Origin of the sequence: Streptomyces sp. SudanB182_2057, assembly GCF_964272715.1 — a bacterium.
GTDB lineage: Bacteria > Actinomycetota > Actinomycetes > Streptomycetales > Streptomycetaceae > Streptomyces > Streptomyces rubradiris.
Genome location: NZ_OZ186798.1, coordinates 512,303 through 530,459, shown reverse-complemented (window position 1 = coordinate 530,459; position 18,157 = coordinate 512,303). Strand labels below are relative to the sequence as shown.

The window sequence follows — 18,157 nt, the reverse complement described above, 5'->3', positions numbered from 1 at the left end:
ACACCTGCGGGACGGCCTCTTGAGCCTCCTCCGGCCCACTTGTGACACCCTTGTGACCGGAACTGTGACCTCTGCGACACGCACGGGGCGCGCACCTTGATGAGATGGCCGGATGCGCAGACCTGCTGACCTCCGCTGCCCTTCCGCCGCGCCCCTTCCCCTGCTGTCGGCCCTGGCCGCGGCCGCCGTCCTGCTCACGGCGTGCGGGACGGAGCACGCGGGCCCCGGGAGCACCGACGCCCGCGCGTCGGCGTCCCGGAATGTCACGCGGATCGATGACCCGGGCAAGGACGGCGTACGGATCACCTCGCTGACCCTCCCGTCTGCCTCCCCTTCCCCCTCGCCCACCCGCAGCTACCTCGTCTCCGCCGACAGGCTCCCCACCGAAGCGGATTCGGGGATCTCCGCGGCGTACGAGGTCACCAACCACGGCACCGAGGCCTGGACCTACACGGTCGTCGTCACCTTCACGAGCGCCGACGGCGGGGCCATGGCCAACCAGACCGAGACCGTGCGCGACGTCGGCCCGGGACAGACCGTACGGGGCACGGTCCGGGCCGGGCAACTGCCGCCGACCACGCCGCGGGTGACGGGGGCCAAGGTGGCCGAAGTGACCAAGGTCCCCGCGGCCGAGGCGCCGGCCGAACCTGGCACGTGTCCCGCCTCCGGCATCCGGGTCAGCGCCGACAAGGGCGATGCGGCCATGGGGCTGCGCGTCGTGGGCCTGCACCTCGACAACTGCGGCGAACGCGCCTACACCGTCGAGGGCTACCCGCTGCTGGAACTCCTGGACGACGAGCTCCAGCCCGTCGACGGCGTCGAGATCCTCCACGGCAGCGGTGAGATCAGCACCGGCGCCGGGCCCGACGAACCGCCCCGGCCCGTCAGGCTGAACCCCGGCGAGTCGGCGACCGCCGGCCTGGTCTGGCGCAACACCACCCAGTTCGGCACACCGGTGAACGCCCCCTATGTGCGGATCCGGGCGAAGGAGGGCGCCGACCCGGTGACGGTGACCCCGCACCTGGACCTCGGCACCACCGGAAAGCTCGGCGTCCGACCGTGGCAAAAGGCGGAACGCTAGATCCGCCCCGCCCGCCGAGTGGGTCAGGAGAACGGCAGCGGGTCGGGCAGCAGCCAGGTGGCCGCCGCCGCTCCGCTCACGCACGCCGTCGCCCAGCCCGCCCAGGCCCGTCCGGAGAGGATCCGGGCCGCGTGCGCGGCCTCGGAGGCGAGGACCACACCGCAGATGAGAGTCAGGGACAGGTCGTCCCAGACGATGTCCGGCCGGCCGACGACCAGCCAGCCCGCCACGCATCCCGCGAGCCCGGCGGCCATGTGGCGCCACGGCGCGGACTCGACGGGCTCGGACGAGGTACGTACGCGGTGCCTCAGAATCAGCACGATGTCCGCCAGGACCGCCGCTATCGCAATCAACCAGTGCTCCAGGAAAGATCAATCAGCAGCGGGATAAAAGCACACATCACGCGACTTTGGCCATGTGACGGGTCGACGGACATGTCTGGAGGCGGTCTGTCGGTGGCCATGGGCGGTCTGTCGGTGCTTTGTCGGTGGGCGGGCGGAGGTTGGTGACCGGCGGAGGACTCCCAGCGGGTCCGGCCGCCGGCATCGCGTCGCCCCGGCCCGTCCGCGGCGGTGCTCGCGGAGTGACCGCCGGGTGTCCGCCCGGCGGTCCGGACCCGGAAGGAACCCCCCATGGCTGTTGACGTCACGATCATCGGTGCCGGGCTCGGCGGTCTCGTGCTGGCGCGTGTCCTGCGCATGCATGGGATACCGGCCACGGTCTACGAGGCGGACCCTTCCCCGACCGCGCGGTCGCAGGGAGGGTTGCTCGACATCCACGACTACAACGGGCAGCTCGCCCTGAAGACGGCCGGACTGATGGACGAGTTCGCCGGCCTCGTCCTGGAGGGCCGTCAGGCGATGCGGTTCCTGGCCCCGGACGGAACCGTCCTGTTCGACAAGGCAGACGACGGTACGGGTGGACGCCCCGAGGTGCAGCGCGGCGACCTGCGGCAGATGCTGCTCGACTCGCTCCCGCCCGGAACCGTCCGGTGGGGGCACAAGGCCGGCCGCGTCCGGTCCCTCGGCGGGGGCCGGCACGAGGTGGTGTTCGCCGACGGCGGCACCGTCGTCACGAGCCTGCTGGTCGGCGCGGACGGCGCGTGGTCGCGGGTGCGGCCCCTGCTGTCCGCGGCCACCCCCCGGTACACCGGCAAGTCGGTCGTCGAGACCTACCTGTTCGACGCCGGCACCCGCCACCCGGCCGCCGCGCGAGCGGTCGGCGGCGGGGCGATGCTCGCGCACACCCCGGACCGGGACATCTTCGCCCACCGGGAGAAGGACGACACCCTGCACGCCTACGTGGGGCTGACCGAGCCGGAGGACTGGTTCGCCGCCGTCGACTTCACCGACGCCGCCGCGGCCGCCACGCGGATCGCCCGGGAATTCGACGGCTGGGCACCGGAACTCACCGCACTGATCACCGACAGCGACACCGCACCCGTCCTGCGCCGCCTCTACGCCCTGCCGGCCGAGCACCGGTGGGACAGGGTGCCGGGCGTGACCCTCATCGGCGACGCCGCCCACCTGGCGGCCCCGAACGGCGAAGGCGCCAACCTGGCCATGCTCGACGGTGCCGAACTCGGCGAAGCCCTCGCCGCGCACCCCGACGACACCGAGGCCGCGCTGAGCGCGTACGAGCAGGCCATGTTCCCCCGCAGCGCCGAGGCCGCCGCCTGGGAAGGCGGCGGCGCCCACGGAAACGACTCCGACGGCCCCCTGCCCCACGACCTGATCGCCGCGTTCTCCCGGCACGAGGAGATCCGCCAGGACAGCGCGCGGAGTTGAGGCCGGGGAGCCGGCTACAGCCCCTTGACGGGCGGGATGTCGAACTGCGCCTCGACGGCCCGGAACACCACCTCCCAGCCCTTGGCCTCGGTGTTCGTGTGGACGACTATCGTCCGCTCGCCGTCGGTGGTGCCGACGGCCACGAGGTGGGACCCCGGCATGCTGCCGGCCATGCCGCGCAGCCGCAGCCCGCCGGTCACCGCCGGGTCCAGCTCGAACACGCCCAGACCGTAGACGGAATGGGGCAACCAGTGGCCGCCCTCGGTGGAGACCGTGGTCCACATCTCGTGGTGCTGCTCGGCCGGCAGCAGGCGGCCGGTGGCGAGCGCGCGGAACGCCTCGATCATCTCTCCGGTCGTGGAGACGACGTTGCCCGCGGACCAGCCCCAGGAGGTGTTGAACTCGGTGATGTCGAGGGGAGGAAGACCGGGCTCCTCCAGCATCGACTGCCAGTTCTCCGAGGTCACGTCCGCGGGGTCGACGCCGTCCCGCAAGAACAGACCCGTGTACGCCCTCGGGTGCGGCTCCGGGTAACCGGTGTCCCCAGCGGGGCGCACATAGGTGTGCGCCAGGCCGAGGGGGCGGGTGACGGTGCGCGCGACCTCCTCCGCGTAGCTGTTGCCGGTGACCCTCTCGATGATCAGGCCGGCGAGGTAGAAACCACCGTTGGAGTAGGCGAAGGCCGCTCCGGGTTCGTGCAGCGGGGGCTGGGAGACCGCGAGCCGCAGCAGCTCGTCCGCGGTCCAGATGTCGTGGCGGTGCTCGTTGAACGCGGAGCGGGTGGCGTAGCGGCGCGTCAGCTCCGGGGCGAGTCCGGTGGTGAACAGCCCACTGGTGTTGCTGAGCAGATGCCTGAGGGTGATCCTGCTGCCGTCGTAGCCGTTGACGTCCAGCACACCGGGCAGCCACTTCTCCACCGGATCCTCGATGCTCAGCCTGCCCTCGGCCTCCAGCCGCAGTATCGCCGCCGCCGTGAAGGCCTTGCCGGCGCTGCCCACGTGCAGGTGTTCGCCCTTCTGGCGCGGCCGGCCGGACTCCAGGTCGGCCACCCCGGCGGAGCCGAACCAGCTGCCGTGCGTGTCGCGGACCTCGGCGACGATGCCGGGCACGCCCAGCTCGGCCACCACCCCGTCCAGCATCCGCTGGACCTTCTCGCGCCCGCCGCTCACGGAATTCGTCATGTCGTCCTCCTCGTCACGGGCGCCACCGGGTCCCTGCCGGTCCCGCTGCCCGCCCGTCTCTCGGTACGCGGACGACGATGCCGACCGGTGGTGACAAGGCTCTGATCAGCTGCTGACAGACCGGGCGGCCCGCTGTCAGGAGCCGTCGGCCACCCGGCGCAGCCGGTCGAGCGCCTCCTGCCGCGGCATGGCCGCGCCCCGGTCGTACGCGGTGGCGTACCCCGCGCGGCCCAGCCGTCGCACGAGTGCGGCGACGAGGTCGCGCAGCTCCGGGTCACCGGCGTCGAAGGCCCCGCGGATGACCTCGCTCATGCCGAGCGCGCCGGCCGCGCCGTCCGGATCACCCTCGGCCAGCAACACCCCCGCCAACTGCTGCGCGGCCGGAGCGGGATCCCGGTGGGCGAAAGCCCCCCGCACGGCCCTGGGCAGCAGCTCACGCGCCCGTACGGCATCGCCCGCCGCCAGCAGGTTCGCCACCCGGACCGGCGCGACCCAGTCCTGCACGATCTCGTCGGACAGGCCGGCTTCCCGGCCGAGCGCCTCCATCCGGTCCAGCTGCCGGCCGGCCGGTTCCGGCTCCCCGGCGCGCCGGTGCCACTCGGCCCGGCAGGCCAGTGCCGCGAGCCGCACGAAGTCGTCACCGCGGTCCCGGGCCTGCCGCTCGGCCGTGTCGATGTCGTGCCGGGCACCGGCCAGGTCACCGCCGCGTATCCGTTCGGCGGCGAGTCCGAGCCGGGCCTGGATATCGTCCCGGGGTACGAGGGCGAGCCCGCGCTGATACGCGGCGACCGCCTCGTGATGCCTGCCCTCCACCGAGCGGACCCGTGCCACGCCGGCCAGCGCCATCGCCGTGCACAACCGGTCGCCCGCCGCCTCGAACTCGCGCAGGGCGCCGGCCGTCGCATCCGCCAGACCCGCCCAGTCGCCACGGTCGTACCGCGCGAAGGCCTCCACCAGGAACGTACAGGCCACGGCCCACCGGTCCCGGCGCCCGCGCACCTCCTGGATCAGGCGGTGCACCACATCCTCCAGACCGACCAGAGAACCCATCGGAAGCGTCATCAGGAGCAGCATCGGATAGCGCTCCAAGGCCCCGGTGCGCGCACAGTCCTCGATCACGGCGCGCACCCGTTCGGCGCCGGGGGCGGGCCCGCCCCCGGCCACGAGGCGAAGGCCGGTGAAGGCGGCCCGTGCGACCTCGGGCAGCGCGTCGCCCAGCCCGCAGACCTCGGCCACCAGGGCTTCGGCACGCGCGTCGTAGCGCAGCGCGTTCCAGTACCAGTACAGCGGGGCGAGCAGCCGGGCCGCGGCGTCCGCGTCCCCTCCGTCGACGGCCGCCCGCAGCGCGAACACCAGGTTGTCGTACTCGGCGGTGAGGAGCGCGAACGACGCCTGCTGCCGGGCCGAACGCAGCAGCGGCTCGTGCTCCTCGGCCACGTCCGCGAAGTGACGGACCAGACGGTCCCGGACCGCTTCCCGCTCGCCCGCCTGGAGCAGCCGCCGCGCCGCGTACGCCCGGACGGTCTCCAGCATCCGGTAACCGTCGCCGACCCGTTCCACGAACGACTTGTCGACCAGCGAACCGAGGACATAGGCGACGTCCCCGGCGGGCAGCGTCCCGCCCGCGCACACCGCCTCGACGGTGCCGGCCCCGGTCGGGGCGGGGAAGACGGCCATGCGCCGGGCCAGCGTCCGCTCCTGGCCGGTCAGCAGCTCCCAGCTCCACTCGATCACCGCGTGCAGCGTGCGCTGACGGGGCTGGGCCGTCCTGTTGCCCGAGGCCAGCAGCCGGAACCGGTCGTCGAGCCGGTGTGCGATCTCCCCGGCGGTCATCGACCGCAGCCGGGCCGCCGCCAGTTCCAGGGCGAGCGGCAGCCCGTCCAGCCGCCGTACCACCTCGACGACCGCTGCCAGGGTGGGCCCGTCGAGGGTGAATCCGGGCCGTACGGCCGTCGCCCGGTCCACGAAGAGCCGCACGGCGGCCGACGCGGCGGCCTCGGCCGGGTCCGCCCCCGGGCGGGGGAGGGGCAGCGGACCGATGCGGCACAGCGCCTCGCCCAGGATCTGAAGGGGCTCCCTGCTGGTGGCCAGGACGGTCAGGCGCGGGCGCCGCTCGAGCAGGTACTGCGCCAACTCGGCGACGGCGTCCACGACATGCTCGCAGTTGTCCAGCACGAGCACGGCCTCGCCGCCCCCGAGCAGATCGACCACCTGTTCCCGCGGCTCCGCGCGGCCGTCGGCGGGCGGTCGTGCCGCGTTCGGGGTGCTGAGCGCGCCCAGGACCGCGTCGGTCACGCTGTCCGGACCGTGCGCTCCGGCCAGCGGCACGAGCCACAGCCGGCCTTGTTGACGGGTGCGGTGCCTGGCGGCGGCCTCCACGGCCAGCCGGGTCTTGCCGACCCCGCCGGGGCCGATGACCGTGACCAGCCGGTTGGCGTCCAATAGCCTGCCCAGCGAGGCCAGTTCACCGTCCCGGCCGACGAACGTGGTGAGCGGCGCGGGCAGTCGGCCGGGGGCCGGCCCGGAGCGTACGGCGGACGGCCCGGGTTCGCCGCGCAGCACCGCCAGATGGGCCTCGCGCAGTTCCGCCGAGGGATCGACCCCCAACTCGTCGGCGAGCCTGCCCCGTACGTCCTCGAAGACGGCCAGCGCCTCGGACTGCCGGCCCGCCGCCTTGAGGGCCCGCATGCGCAGCGCGGCCAGCCGTTCCCGCAACGGGTGGTCCGCCGACGCCGCCTCCAGACCGGCCAGGGCCCCGGCGTGGTCGCCGAGCCGCAGCCGTGCGTCGCAGTGGTCCTCCAGTGCCGCGAGCCGCACTTCCTCCAGCCGGGCCACGGCGGGACCGGCGAACGGGGCCTGCCGTACGTCGGCCAGCGCGGGCCCGCGCCACAGCGCGAGCGCCTCGCCGAGCAGGGAGGCCGCCTCCTCGGGATCCCCCGCGGCGAGTTCCCGGCCACCCCGTGCCGCCAACGCCTCGAAGCGGGCGGCGTCCACCCGCTCCTTCGGCACCGCGAGCCGGTAACCGGCCTCCGCCGACTCCAGCACGTCACTGGCGGGCAGCGCCTTGCGCAGCCGGTACACCAGCGCGTGCAGCGAGTTGAGCGCGTCCGCGGGAGGCCGCGTGCCCCACAGGCCGTCGATGAGCACGCCGGGCGTCAGGACGTCACCCGCCGCCAACGCCAGCCGGCCCAGCAGCATGCGCGGTCTCGGTCCCCCGACTCCGACCGGCCTGCCGTCCCCGTCGAGGGCCTGGACCGGCCCGAGCAGCGCTATCCGCATTCCCACCGGGCCAGTATCGGCAACTCACGGGCGTCGGGGAGTCGTTGGGGGGCCTCCTGGAGCCGGATCGCCGCACGATGACCGGTTCCTCGCGCTACGGCGACGGCGCCTCAGCCGGTGTCGCGGACGGCGCGGGCGAGGGTGCGCAGACCCTCGTCCGCCTCGTCGGCGGAGACGGTCAGGGGCGGCAGGAGTTTGACCACCTCGCTCCGGGAGCCCGACGTCTCCAGCAGGAGGCCCAGCTCGAAGGCCCGACGGCAGACCTCGACCGCGCGCTCCGCCCGGGCGAACTCCAGGCCCCAGACCAGGCCCCGGCCGCGGCAGCGCACCCCGCCCGCACCGGTCTCGTCGCAGAGGGCCAGCAGGGCCTGCTCGACCTGCTCGCCGCGGGCCCGGGTGTGCTTCTCCATCTGGTCGTCGGTCCAGTACATGTGCAGGGCGGCGGTGGCGGTGACGAAGGCGGGGTTGTTGCCGCGGAAGGTGCCGTTGTGCTCGCCGGGCTCCCACACGTCCAGCTCGGGCCGGAACAGGGTGAGCGCCATGGGCAGGCCGTAGCCGCTGATCGACTTCGAGACGGTGACGATGTCCGGGGTGATGCCGGCCTCCTCGAAGGAGAAGAAGGCGCCGGTACGGCCGCAGCCCATCTGGATGTCGTCGACGATGAGCAGCATGTCCTGCCGCTCGCACAGTTCCTTCAGCGCGCGCAGCCACTCGGGCCGGGCGACGTTGATGCCGCCCTCGCCCTGCACGGTCTCCACGATGACGGCGGCGGGCTTGTCCAGTCCGGAGCCCTGGTCCTCGAGCAGCCGCTCGAACCACAGGAAGTCCGGGACGGTGCCGTCGAAGTAGTTGTCGAAGGGCATCGGCGTGCCGTGCACCAGCGGGATGCCGGCGCCGGCCCGTTTGAAGGCGTTGCCGGTGACGGCGAGCGAGCCCAGTGACATGCCGTGGAAGGCGTTGGTGAACGACACGACCGCCTCGCGGCCCTTCACCTTCCGCGCCAGCTTCAGCGCGGACTCCACCGCGTTGGTGCCCGTCGGCCCCGGGAACATCACCTTGTACGGCAGGCCCCGCGGACCCAGGACGAGGCGCTGGAAGGTCTCCAGGAACGCGCGCTTGGCGGTGGTGGCCATGTCGAGCCCGTGGGTGACGCCGTCCCGTTCCAGGTAGTCGAGCAGCGCCCGTTTCAGCACGGGGTTGTTGTGACCGTAGTTGAGGGAACCGGCACCGGCGAAGAAGTCCAGGTAGCGGTGGCCGTCCTCGTCCACGAGGTGTGCGCCGTGCGCGCGGTCGAAGACCGCCGGCCAGCCGCGGCAGTAGCTGCGTACCTCGGATTCCAGGCTCTCGAAGATGCTCAGGTCGGGCGGCATGATGGTCATGCGTGCTCCCGGGGGTCGTCAAACGGCTGTGGTCGACGCGGAAGGTGCAGGGGGAGCGCTTCGCCCGGTTCGGGCTGGGCGCGGACAGGGGACGGCCGGTCTCTCAGCGCGCGCGGTCCGACTCGGTGGACCGCGCGGAGACCCGCGCGGGCTCGGGGCCACTCGCCTCGGGGCCGTCCGGCGGTTGCGGGCCCGGCCGTACGAAGCCGGGCCGTGCGGCCAGCAGACCGCAGACGAGTTCGGGCACCACCAGCAGGAGCAGCAGCCAGACCGACGCCTGCCAGCCGCCGGTGACGCTGTGCAGCACACCGAAGGTGAGCGGGCCGGAGGCGGCGAGGAGGTACCCGCCGGACTGGGCCATGCCCGAGAGCCGCGCCGTCACCGCGGCGTCGGGGGAGCGGAGGCTGAGGAGCGTGAGGGCGATCGGGAACGCGCTGCCCGTGGCGACTCCGAACACGGCGGTCCAGACCCAGCCGGCCTGCGGGGCCAGGAGCAGGCCGCCGAGCCCGACCGCCATCAGGGCGACGACCCCGAGGACCAGCGGCCGCTGGTCGCGCATGCGGGCCGCGACCACCGGGACGACGAAACCGAGGGGAATGCCGATGACGATGATGACCGAGTTCATCATCCCGGCGGTGGCGGGCGAGAACCCGTGGTCGTGCATGATCTCGGGCAGCCAGGCCGTCAGCGTGTAGAACATCAACGACGTCATGCCCATGAACACCATCACGGCCCACGCCAGCGGTGAGCGCAGCAGCGAGCCCTTGTCCGCGGCGGCCGGGGTCACCGCGTCCGGGGGTGTGTCCGCCGCAGACCCCGGACGGCCGGCCGGGGCGGACGGGGAGGCGTCGGCGGCCGGCCGGTCAAGCCGGCGCGTGCGCGCGCGGAGCGCCAGCGGGCCCCACACCAGCGCCGCGATCAGCGCGGGCACCGCCCACGCGGCCAGCGCGGGCCGCCAGCCGCCGATGTGGTCCAGGGGGACGGCGAGTCCCGCCCCGGCGGCGCCGCCGACCGACAGCAGCATCATCGACAGGCCGGTGAGCGTCCCCACGCGGTGCGGGAATCCGCGTTTGATGACCGCCGGCACCAGCACGTTGCCCGTCGCCATCCCGGCCGCGGCCAGCACCGTCCCGGAGAACAGCGCGGTCTGGGCGGACACCGCGCGCAGCAGGAGCCCCGCCGTGATCACCACGAGCGCCACGGTGATCGCCGCCTCGGTGCCGATCCGGCGGGCGAGCAGCGGGGCGAGGGCGGAGAAGACGCCCAGGCACAGCTCCGGCAGCGTGGTGAGCACGCTGACCTCGACACCGGAGAGCCCGAACGTGTCCTGGAGTTCGCCCAGGAGCGGGGGGACGCCGGTGATGGCCGCCCGCAGGTTGAGGGTCAGCAGGACCAGGCCGACGAGGGTCCAGATCGCTGCGGAGCGAGTGGTACGGGAAGAGGGGGTCATGTCGCCTTCGTCCTGCGCGGCAGCGTGTCGAACATCGGGTGCGGACAGCGGGAGACGCCCTGCCACGGTCCCGGCCCGGCCGGCGGGACCGACAGGGCCGGCGGGACCGGAGTGGCGGGGGCCGTCCCGTGGCCGGGGGTCAGACGGGGAACTCCCGGTTGCCGAGGTGCTGCGGACGCGGCCTGGCCGCCGCGAACGGGGCCTCCAGCGTGTTCTCCACGCTGTTGTAGACGATGAAGATGTTCGAGCGCGGGAACGGCGTGATGTTGCCGCTGGAAGCGTGCAGCAGGTTGGAGTCGAACATCACCGCGGTCCCGGCGGGGCCCGTCACCTGCTCGATGCCGTGCTGCTCGGCCATCCGCGTCAGATGCTCCTGACCGGGGGAGCCGACGGGCAGGCGCTCCACGCGCAGCGACTCCTTGTGGTAGTCGGGCGGCGTTTCCCCGACCGTGGGGACGAACGTCCGGTGTGTGCCCGGCATGACCATGAGCGGGCCGTTGCACGGGAGGTTCTCGCTCAGCGCGATGGACACGCTGAACGCGCGCGGCCGGGGCATGCCGTCCTCCGAGTGCCAGGTCTCGAAGTCGGAGTGCCAGTCGAACGGGGCGCCGCCGAAACCGGGCTTGTAGTTGACCCGGCTCTGGTGGATGTACACGTCCGAGCCGAGGACCTGCCGGGCGATGTCCGTGAGCCGGGGCGAGTACAGAAGGTCGGCGAAGAGTTCGCTGACCTTCTCCACCTCGAACACCGAGCGCACCCGGTCGGATCCCGGTTCCAGGATGACGCGTTCGCTCGCGCGCAGCGCCGGGTCGGAGCCGAGCCGCCGCAACTCGGCGCGGTACGCCTCAACTTCGCGCGGGGACAGCAGGTTGTCGAGGACCAGGTAGCCGCTGGTCTCGTAGCGGGCCAGTTGCTCCTCGCCGAGCGGGCCCGGCGCGTCACCCCACACCACGGGGTCGACGCGCGGCTGGGGCACGGCCTCCCCGGTGACCCGGGTCGGGTACAGGTCGGGACGGACGGTGGTGTTCATACGGCGCTCTCCTTCGGAGCCGATCGTGCCTTGCGAGTGCCCGGTTGGGCGGCCGGGTTGCCGTCTCAGGCCGTATCCGCCCCCTCCGCTTCGGTGAGCAGCGGGTACGTGCCGTTCTCGTCGTGGTCCTCCCGGCCGGTCATGGGCGGGTTGAAGACGCAGATGTAGCGGGAGTCGGTCCGGGGGCGCAGGGTGTGCCGTTCGTGGCCGTCGAGGAGGTACATCGTCCCGGGGGTGAGCCAGTGCTTCTCCCCGGTCTCCTCGTTGGTCAGCTCCGACTCCCCTTCCACGCACAGCACCGCTTCGATGTGGTGGGCGTACCACATGTACGTCTCGGTGCCGGCGTAGACGGTGGTCTCGTGCAGGGAGAAGCCGGCCCGCTCCCGGGCGAGGACGATCCTCTTGCTCTCCCAGGTGCCGGACTTGGACTTGACGTGCCGGTCGGTTCCCTCGATGTCGCTGAATGAACGGACGATCACGACGGGTGATGCCCCCTTGGGTCGTGGATGGGCGAAGCGAAGCGGCCTCGCTCAGCGGTGCGGGCGACTGTCCTCGGACTCGCCCGTCTGTGTGCGGGGTGGGGAGGGCGGGGCCGGTACCACTGCGCGGGCCTTGCACTCGGCGGCCCCGCAGGGGGGAAATACGGCCACGGGTGATTCCGGCCGGACCACTGGCCCGTATCGCCGGCGCACCGCGGAATTCCGGCGTCCGCCTGGTCAGCCCATTAGACCAACAGGGGCGCCGGGTATCAACCATGGGCCCGCGATCCGCCGTTGCCGCACCCGGCCGCATATTTCCGGCCAACTGACCGGCATGGACGGTCAGTTGATCTTGGCGGGGACGCTGTGTACCCCGGCCCGCCGACACCACGCCAGGGGAGAACACCTGCTTCACAGAACCTTCGAATCGCCACACACGTCCCTGCTGATTCCACCCCGTCACGCCTCGGCGCACCCACGCAGAGGCACGCGTACCGGTAGCGCCCCGGGCACGGCCGGTTCCGATCGGTGACGAGTCCGCACCCCCTCCAGGGATGCCACGCTGACACGGCTACGACGAGAAGTTGTCCGGACGCAGCAGGCGGACGGCGTATCGGAGACCATCCGCGTGCACCGTGATGCGGACATACCGGCTGGGGGCCGATATGGAAGCTCAGCTCGACCACAGCGATCGATCGGGAGGCCTGGTACTCACCGAGCCAGTGCCTCATCTAGTCCCCGTAGACCAGCTTCAGCCGGCCGATTCCCCCCGCCTCGCGGGAGAGGACGAGCAGCATGCGCGGAGGCTGGCCGAGAGCGAGACCGAATGGCCGCCGATCCTGGTCCACCGGGCCACCATGCACGTGATCGACGGAATGCACAGACTCCGCGCGGCCAAGGAAAAAGGGTGGCACTCCATCAAGGCGGAGTTCTTCGACGGCACCGCCGAGGCGGCCTTCGTCGAAGCCGTACGGGCCAACATCCGGCACGGCCTCCCCCTGTCCCTGGACGACCGGCGGTCGGCGGCCGAACGCATCATCGCCACCCGGCGGGACATGTCCGACCGGGCGATCGCCGAATGCACGGGACTGTCCACCAAGACGGTCGGCGGCATCCGCCGGCGGCTGAACGGCGGCTCCTCGCGCCAGGAGGTGCGGCTCGGCCGGGACGGCCGCCGCCGGCCGCTCAGCGCCGCCGAGGGAAGACGGCGGGCGGCCGAGGCGCTGACGGCACGCCCGGACGCGCCGCTGCGGCAGATCGCGAAGGCGGCGGGGGTCTCCGTGGGCACCGCACACGACGTCAGGGAACGCCTGCGGCGCGGGGAGGACCCCGTCGCGCCCAGGGACCGCGGACAGCCCCGACAACCCGTCGGGCTCCCCGTCGGTCTCCGGGAACCGGAGGCACCGGCCGGGGAGTCCGCGCTCACCGCCGGGGAGCGGGAGCGGAAGTCACGGAACATGAGCGCCAGGCTCCAGTCGTTACGGCGGGACCCCTCGCTCAGGTTCTCGGAATCGGGCAGAGAACTGCTGCGGTGGCTCTTCCTGCAGTACCAGGCCAAGGCGAAGTACCCGCACGTCGTCGAGAACATTCCGCCGCACCTGGCGGCGACCGTCGCCGAACTGGCCATCCAGTGCTCGGAAATGTGGCGAAGCCTCGCCCAGGAACTCGAAGACCGCGCGGGACGTGCGGACTAGCCGGCACGGCAGTGTTCAACCGATGACAATCCACACTTGAACAGGGTGTCGGCCGGAGGCGGCAGCGCGAAACGGAGCCCCTCGTCGCCGGGTTGTTCAACCCGGACGACCGAGGGGCTCCGCTGGTTTTCCTTGGATGGGGTCTGAAAACTGGTTCCCGGACGCGTTTCGGACACCGCGGGCCCTTTTCCTCTGGAGGACATGTGCCTTTCTCGTTCGCGCCGACGACGGCCACGCCGCTCGCGGCTCACGAATTGCTGGTCTTTCTGCTCCAAGTGGCACTGCTGTTGTTGTCGGCGCTTTTCTTCGGCAGGCTCGCCGCCCGCGCCGGCCTGCCCGCGGTCGTCGGGGAACTCCTCGTGGGAGTCGTCCTCGGCCCTTCCGTGCTCCAGCGCCTGGCCCCCGGCCTGTCGGGCTGGCTGTTTCCCGGCGGCCGGGAGCAGGCGCACCTGCTGGACGCCGTCGCCCAGCTCGGCGTGCTCCTGCTGGTCGGGGTCACCGGCATGCACCTGGATCTGGGGCTGGTCCGCCGGCGCGGCAGGACGGCCGCACTGGTCAGCGCCGGCGGCCTGGTCGTCCCGCTCGCCCTCGGTGTCGGTACGGCGTTCCTGCTGCCCGCCGCACTGGTCCCGGACGGTACCGAACGGGGCGTCTTCGCCCTGTTCCTCGGCGTCGCGATGTGCGTGAGCGCGATCCCCGTCATCGCCAAGACGCTGATGGAGATGCGGCTGCTCCACCGCACCGTCGGCCAGCTCACCCTGACCGCCGGAGTGATCGACGACGTGTTCGGCTGGTTCATGCTCTCCGTCGTCTCGTCGATCGCCGTCACCGGCATCAGCGGCGCACCGGTGGTGGAGGCGCTCGCCTCGGTGGCGCTCGTCGCGGTCGTGGCACTGACCGCCGGACGGTGGGCGGTACGGCACGCCTTCCGGCTGGTGGGCACGAGCCCGGAACCGGGAGTGCCGGCCGCCACGGCGGCCGGGGTGATCCTCCTGGCGGCGGCCGCCACCCACGCGCTGCACCTGGAACCGGTTCTCGGCGCGTTCCTCGGCGGTGTCCTCATCGGGCGGGAGGGAAAGGTGGAGCCGGCCCGGCTGGCCCCGCTGCGCACCATCGCCCTGTCCGTGCTGGCGCCCGTCTTCTTCGCCACCGCCGGTCTGCGCATGGACCTCGGCGCGCTGGCCGACCCTGGCGTCGCCCTGGCCGGACTGGGCGTCCTCGCGGTCGCCGTCCTCGGCAAGTTCCTCGGGGTCTGGGCCGGCGCGAGCCTGAGCGGCCTCGGCCGGTGGGAGGCGCTGGCCCTGGGAGCCGGCCTCAACGCGCGGGGCGTCATCGAGATCGTGGTGGGAATGGTCGGGCTGCGGCTCGGCATTCTCAGCGTGGCGGCGTACACCATCGTGGTGCTCGTCGCCGTGGTGACATCCCTTCTGGCCCCGCCGATCCTGCGCATGGCGATGTCGCGGGTCGAGCGAACGGCCGAGGAGGAAATCCGGGAGGCCGAGCAAAGGGAGTGGAGCACGCTGTCCTGACCCGGCGCCTCCCGGACCTGTTTGACACATCGGAATGCGGTCCGGCACATTCGTGACCTGGATACGACGCGGCACGGAACGCGTCATCGCGTCGCCCGAGCGAAAAGACTCGTGGCACAACTCCGAGAGTTGATTGCCGGCTCGGGTGCGGCGCCTCGAATTCGGGTGCGGCCCTTCGGACGAAAGAGAAATGTGCCGCCCACAGCCCCTGGAAAACGCGGCCACCCCACTTCGGAAGGTATGGCGACCATGAACGACCGGATTCTCACTCTCATCCAGGACGTCATCGAGGAGGTCAACGAACGCAGGGACGAGAAGATCCCCGTCACGGAACTGTCCTCCCTAGCCCTCTACGGGGACAACGGAGTCTTCGACTCCATGCAGCTGGTCAACTTCCTGACGCAGGTGGAGGAGGCCGTCGAGGACGCGTACGGCGAGGAGATCTCGCTGACCTCGGAGAAAGCCGTCTCCCAGAGGGTGAGCCCGTTCGGCAGGGTCAGCCGCCTCGCCGAGTTCGTCGAGGCCGAGCTGGCCGAGGCCGGTGTCGCCGTCTCCCAGCCGGCGTGACCGGCACGGGCCGCCTGATGATCGCCCTAGTCACCGGAACCAGGACCGGCGTGGGAAAGGCCCTGGCCGAACACTTCCTCGACCGCGGGGACACGGTGATCGGCTGCAGCCGCAAGCCGTCGGGCATCCGGCACCCCGCCTACCGTCATCACGAGATCGACCTGACCGACGCCGCACAGGCACGGTCCATGTTCCGCGCCGTCCGCCGCGAGTTCGGGCACCTGGACGCGCTGGTCAACAATGCCGGCACCTCGGTGATGAACCACTTCATGATGACGCCGGAGAAGACGGCCCGCGCCGTCTTCGACCTCAACTTCTTCGCGGTGCTGAACTGTTGCCGGGAGGCCGCCAAACTCCTGCAGAAGAGCCCCGAGGGATCCGCGGCGATCCTCAACGTCTCGACGGTCGCCGTGCCGTGGGCGCTGGACGGCCAGCTCGTCTACTCGGCGAGCAAGAGCGCCGTGGAACAGCTGACCCGCGTCATGAGCAAGGAACTGGCCGCGTTCGGCATACGGGTCAACGGGATCGGTCTGCCGCCGGTGCGCACCGTCCTCACCCGCACCCTCGCACCGGAGACCCTCGACGCCGTCGTGGAGCGGCAGACGATCGGGCGGATGTGCGAGATGGACGACATCGTCGGCCCCGTCGACTTCCTGACCACGGGCCACTCCGCCTTCGTCACCGGAGAGACGCTGTACCTGGGAGGAGTCCAATGAGGGACACCCTGACCGACAGGATGGAGCGGTGGGGCGACCGCACCGCCGTCGTCCACCACTCGTCCAGCCACACCTACACCGAACTCGCCGGGGAGATCCGGCGGATCGAGACGCTGCTGGACGAGGCGGGAGTGAAGCCGTACGACGCCGTCGTCCTGCGAGGAGACTTCTCCTTCTCCCAGATCGCCGCGCTCTTCGCGCTCTACCGCCGCAAGGCCGTGGTGGTGCCCGTCGTGACGTTCACCGAGACGACCCTGGAGGCCGTCCGCGCCGCCTGCCGCCCCCGGCACGTCGTGGACGTGCGGGACGACGTCACCGTCGCCCCGTTCGACTCGCCACCGGGCGAGGCATCGGAACTCTACGGAGCCCTGATGGCGTCCGGCTCGGCCGGGCTCGTCCTCCTCTCCAGCGGCTCGACCGGGGCGCCCAAGGCGGTCCTGCACGACTTCGACGCCCTGGTGGAGGAGAAGATCGGCACGGGCGAGCGCGTCGGCAGGAAACCCCCGCACATCCTGCTGTTCCTGCTGGCCGACCACATCGGAGGGATCAACTCGCTGCTCGGCGTCGTACGCGGCGCGGCGACCGCCGTGGTGCCGGCCAAGCGCACGCCCGAGGAGATCTGCCGGCTGGTCGAGCGGTACGGCATCCGCCTGCTGCCGACCAGCCCGACCTTCCTCAACCTCATCCTCATCGGCGACTTCCACGAGAAGTTCGACCTCTCCAGCCTGCGGCTGATCACCTACGGGACCGAGCCCATGCCGGAGGAACTGCTCAAGCGCGTCCACGCGGCCTTTCCGCGGGCCCGGCTGCTGCAGACGTTCGGGACCAGCGAGACCGGCATCTCCACCACGCAGAGCGAGTCGTCGTCCAGCACGTACTTCCGGATCTCGGACGAGGGAGTCGAGTACCGGGTGGTGGACGGGGAACTCCAACTGCGCACCCGCACCCAGTTCATGGGCTACCTCAACTACTCCGACGAGGCCGTCACCGCCGACGGCTGGTTCCGCACCGGGGACCTCGTGGAGGAGAACGCGGACGGCTACATCAAGGTGAAGGGCCGCGCCAAGGAGATCATCAACGTCGGCGGCGAGAAGGTCCTGCCGCTGGAACTCGAATCGATCCTCATGGGCAGCCCCCGCATCGCCTACTGCGCCGTCTACGGCAAACCCAACTCCATCACGGGCCAGGCCGTGCACGTCGACGTCAAACCCGACGGCGCGATGAGCAAGGCCGAAGTCCGCCGGCACGTCCGCGAGTTCCTCGACGGCAAGGTCGAACCGTTCAAGATGCCCGCCAAGGTGACCGTGATCGACGAGATACCGGTATCGGCCCGGTTCAAGAAGAAGAGGAGCCGGCCATGACCGACGTGGTCGTCATAGGAGCGGGCAAGTTCGCACGGGAAGTGGCCCGTTACGCCGAGGACTCCGGATACGGCGTCGCACGCTACCTCGCCGTCGAGGGGGAGGAGGTGCACGCGCCGGACGGAACCTGGACCAAGCTCGCCGCACATCCGCCGGACGAGGGCACGAAGGTAGTCCTCGCCGTGTCCGGCATGAAGCAGCGGCGCGAGCTCATCGAGGAGTACATCACCCCCCGCGGATGGCAGGCGGTCAACGTCGTCCACCCCTCCTCACGGGTCGACCCCGAGGCGATCGAAGGCCAGGGCAACATCATCGGACCGGACAACTACGTCGGCGTCGGCACCGCCCTCGGAAGCTACAACGTCGTCAACTACCGGTGTACGTTCGGGCACCACTCCCGGATCGGCTCGGGCAACTTCTTCGCCCCCAACTTCCACGCCGGCAACAGCGTGGAGATCGGGAACGGGAACTTCTTCGGCCTGGCCTGCACCGTCGCCCCCGAGGTCCGCATCGGCGACGCCTGCCGGTTCCAGGCGGGCCTCACGCTCTTCGAGAACGCCGCGAGCGGATTCTCCTACCTCGTCCCGAGCCGCATCAAAGCCATCAAGTCCACCGAGTCGTGAA

General features: G+C 71.6%; 15 protein-coding genes. 8 read left to right on the top strand and 7 right to left on the bottom strand.

The window, feature by feature from the left end:
* Nucleotides 1-112 precede the first annotated feature (112 nt).
* Nucleotides 113-1,081 carry a DUF4232 domain-containing protein gene (locus ACSURM_RS02025; protein WP_436952846.1) on the top strand — a complete coding sequence of 323 codons (969 nt, stop codon included), beginning with the start codon at nucleotides 113-115 and terminating at the stop codon, nucleotides 1,079-1,081.
* A gap of 23 nt (nucleotides 1,082-1,104) precedes the next feature.
* Here ACSURM_RS02025 and ACSURM_RS02020 read toward each other — a convergent pair whose 3' ends face one another.
* Nucleotides 1,105-1,434, bottom strand: a complete 330-nt coding sequence (locus ACSURM_RS02020; RefSeq protein ID WP_436952845.1) for a hypothetical protein — start codon at nucleotides 1,432-1,434, stop codon at nucleotides 1,105-1,107.
* 279 nt (nucleotides 1,435-1,713) lie between these two features.
* Here ACSURM_RS02020 and ACSURM_RS02015 point away from each other — a divergent pair, with 279 nt between their 5' ends.
* Nucleotides 1,714-2,868: an FAD-dependent oxidoreductase gene (locus ACSURM_RS02015; protein WP_436952843.1), complete on the top strand. Its 1,155-nt coding sequence runs from the start codon at nucleotides 1,714-1,716 to the stop codon at nucleotides 2,866-2,868.
* A 14-nt stretch (nucleotides 2,869-2,882) separates the two neighbouring features.
* Here the strand turns inward: ACSURM_RS02015 and ACSURM_RS02010 are convergent, their stop codons facing one another.
* The 6 genes from ACSURM_RS02010 to ACSURM_RS01985 form a co-directional block, all read right to left on the bottom strand.
* Complete coding sequence (locus ACSURM_RS02010; protein WP_436952841.1) at nucleotides 2,883-4,049, bottom strand: serine hydrolase domain-containing protein; 1,167 nt, start codon at nucleotides 4,047-4,049, stop codon at nucleotides 2,883-2,885.
* 135 nt (nucleotides 4,050-4,184) lie between these two features.
* Nucleotides 4,185-7,328, bottom strand: coding sequence for a BTAD domain-containing putative transcriptional regulator (locus ACSURM_RS02005; protein WP_436960884.1), 3,144 nt, complete (start codon nucleotides 7,326-7,328; stop codon nucleotides 4,185-4,187).
* A 110-nt stretch (nucleotides 7,329-7,438) separates the two neighbouring features.
* Nucleotides 7,439-8,707 carry a diaminobutyrate--2-oxoglutarate transaminase gene (gene ectB / locus ACSURM_RS02000; RefSeq protein ID WP_436952839.1) on the bottom strand — a complete coding sequence of 423 codons (1,269 nt, stop codon included), beginning with the start codon at nucleotides 8,705-8,707 and terminating at the stop codon, nucleotides 7,439-7,441.
* A 103-nt stretch (nucleotides 8,708-8,810) separates the two neighbouring features.
* Complete coding sequence (locus ACSURM_RS01995; protein ID WP_436952837.1) at nucleotides 8,811-10,157, bottom strand: CynX/NimT family MFS transporter; 1,347 nt, start codon at nucleotides 10,155-10,157, stop codon at nucleotides 8,811-8,813.
* A 139-nt stretch (nucleotides 10,158-10,296) separates the two neighbouring features.
* Nucleotides 10,297-11,187, bottom strand: coding sequence for an ectoine hydroxylase (gene thpD, locus ACSURM_RS01990; RefSeq protein ID WP_436952835.1), 891 nt, complete (start codon nucleotides 11,185-11,187; stop codon nucleotides 10,297-10,299).
* A gap of 65 nt (nucleotides 11,188-11,252) precedes the next feature.
* A complete protein-coding gene (locus tag ACSURM_RS01985; protein ID WP_436952833.1) occupies nucleotides 11,253-11,666 on the bottom strand; it encodes an ectoine synthase in 414 nt (137 codons plus the stop codon).
* A 722-nt stretch (nucleotides 11,667-12,388) separates the two neighbouring features.
* On the opposite strand from ACSURM_RS01985, the gene ACSURM_RS01980 reads away from it, so the two are divergent.
* The 6 genes from ACSURM_RS01980 to ACSURM_RS01955 all read left to right on the top strand — a co-directional run bounded on the left by ACSURM_RS01980 (nucleotide 12,389) and on the right by ACSURM_RS01955 (nucleotide 18,156).
* Nucleotides 12,389-13,360, top strand: a complete 972-nt coding sequence (locus ACSURM_RS01980; RefSeq protein WP_436952831.1) for a ParB N-terminal domain-containing protein — start codon at nucleotides 12,389-12,391, stop codon at nucleotides 13,358-13,360.
* A 203-nt stretch (nucleotides 13,361-13,563) separates the two neighbouring features.
* Entirely contained in the window at nucleotides 13,564-14,889 is a 1,326-nt protein-coding gene (locus ACSURM_RS01975) for a cation:proton antiporter (RefSeq protein ID WP_436952829.1), read from the top strand.
* Nucleotides 14,890-15,138: 249 nt separating this feature from the next.
* Entirely contained in the window at nucleotides 15,139-15,456 is a 318-nt protein-coding gene (locus ACSURM_RS01970; RefSeq protein ID WP_359051588.1) for a hypothetical protein, read from the top strand.
* A 17-nt stretch (nucleotides 15,457-15,473) separates the two neighbouring features.
* The gene (locus ACSURM_RS01965; RefSeq protein ID WP_359051604.1) at nucleotides 15,474-16,172 is read left to right on the top strand and encodes an SDR family NAD(P)-dependent oxidoreductase; all 699 of its coding nucleotides are present in this window, start codon (nucleotides 15,474-15,476) and stop codon (nucleotides 16,170-16,172) included.
* Complete coding sequence (locus tag ACSURM_RS01960; protein WP_436952827.1) at nucleotides 16,169-17,533, top strand: class I adenylate-forming enzyme family protein; 1,365 nt, start codon at nucleotides 16,169-16,171, stop codon at nucleotides 17,531-17,533. Before ACSURM_RS01965 ends, ACSURM_RS01960 begins: the two co-directional genes overlap by 4 nt.
* Nucleotides 17,530-18,156, top strand: a complete 627-nt coding sequence (locus ACSURM_RS01955; protein WP_436952825.1) for a hypothetical protein — start codon at nucleotides 17,530-17,532, stop codon at nucleotides 18,154-18,156. Before ACSURM_RS01960 ends, ACSURM_RS01955 begins: the two co-directional genes overlap by 4 nt.
* Nucleotide 18,157: the final 1 nt, after the last annotated feature.

Excerpts from the sequence above, each read along its gene's own strand:
- ACSURM_RS01960 (WP_436952827.1), top strand. The coding sequence starts at position 16,169 with ATGAGGGACACCCTGACCGACAGGATGGAGCGGTGGGGCGACCGCACC.
- ACSURM_RS01995 (WP_436952837.1), bottom strand. The coding sequence starts at position 10,157 with ATGACCCCCTCTTCCCGTACCACTCGCTCCGCAGCGATCTGGACCCTC.
- ACSURM_RS01965 (WP_359051604.1), top strand. The coding sequence starts at position 15,474 with ATGATCGCCCTAGTCACCGGAACCAGGACCGGCGTGGGAAAGGCCCTG.
- thpD (WP_436952835.1), bottom strand. The coding sequence starts at position 11,187 with ATGAACACCACCGTCCGTCCCGACCTGTACCCGACCCGGGTCACCGGG.
- ACSURM_RS02015 (WP_436952843.1), top strand. The coding sequence starts at position 1,714 with ATGGCTGTTGACGTCACGATCATCGGTGCCGGGCTCGGCGGTCTCGTG.
- ACSURM_RS02005 (WP_436960884.1), bottom strand. The coding sequence starts at position 7,328 with ATGCGGATAGCGCTGCTCGGGCCGGTCCAGGCCCTCGACGGGGACGGC.
- ACSURM_RS01955 (WP_436952825.1), top strand. The coding sequence starts at position 17,530 with ATGACCGACGTGGTCGTCATAGGAGCGGGCAAGTTCGCACGGGAAGTG.
- ACSURM_RS01970 (WP_359051588.1), top strand. The coding sequence starts at position 15,139 with ATGAACGACCGGATTCTCACTCTCATCCAGGACGTCATCGAGGAGGTC.
- ACSURM_RS02010 (WP_436952841.1), bottom strand. The coding sequence starts at position 4,049 with ATGACGAATTCCGTGAGCGGCGGGCGCGAGAAGGTCCAGCGGATGCTG.
- ACSURM_RS02025 (WP_436952846.1), top strand. The coding sequence starts at position 113 with ATGCGCAGACCTGCTGACCTCCGCTGCCCTTCCGCCGCGCCCCTTCCC.
- ectB (WP_436952839.1), bottom strand. The coding sequence starts at position 8,707 with ATGACCATCATGCCGCCCGACCTGAGCATCTTCGAGAGCCTGGAATCC.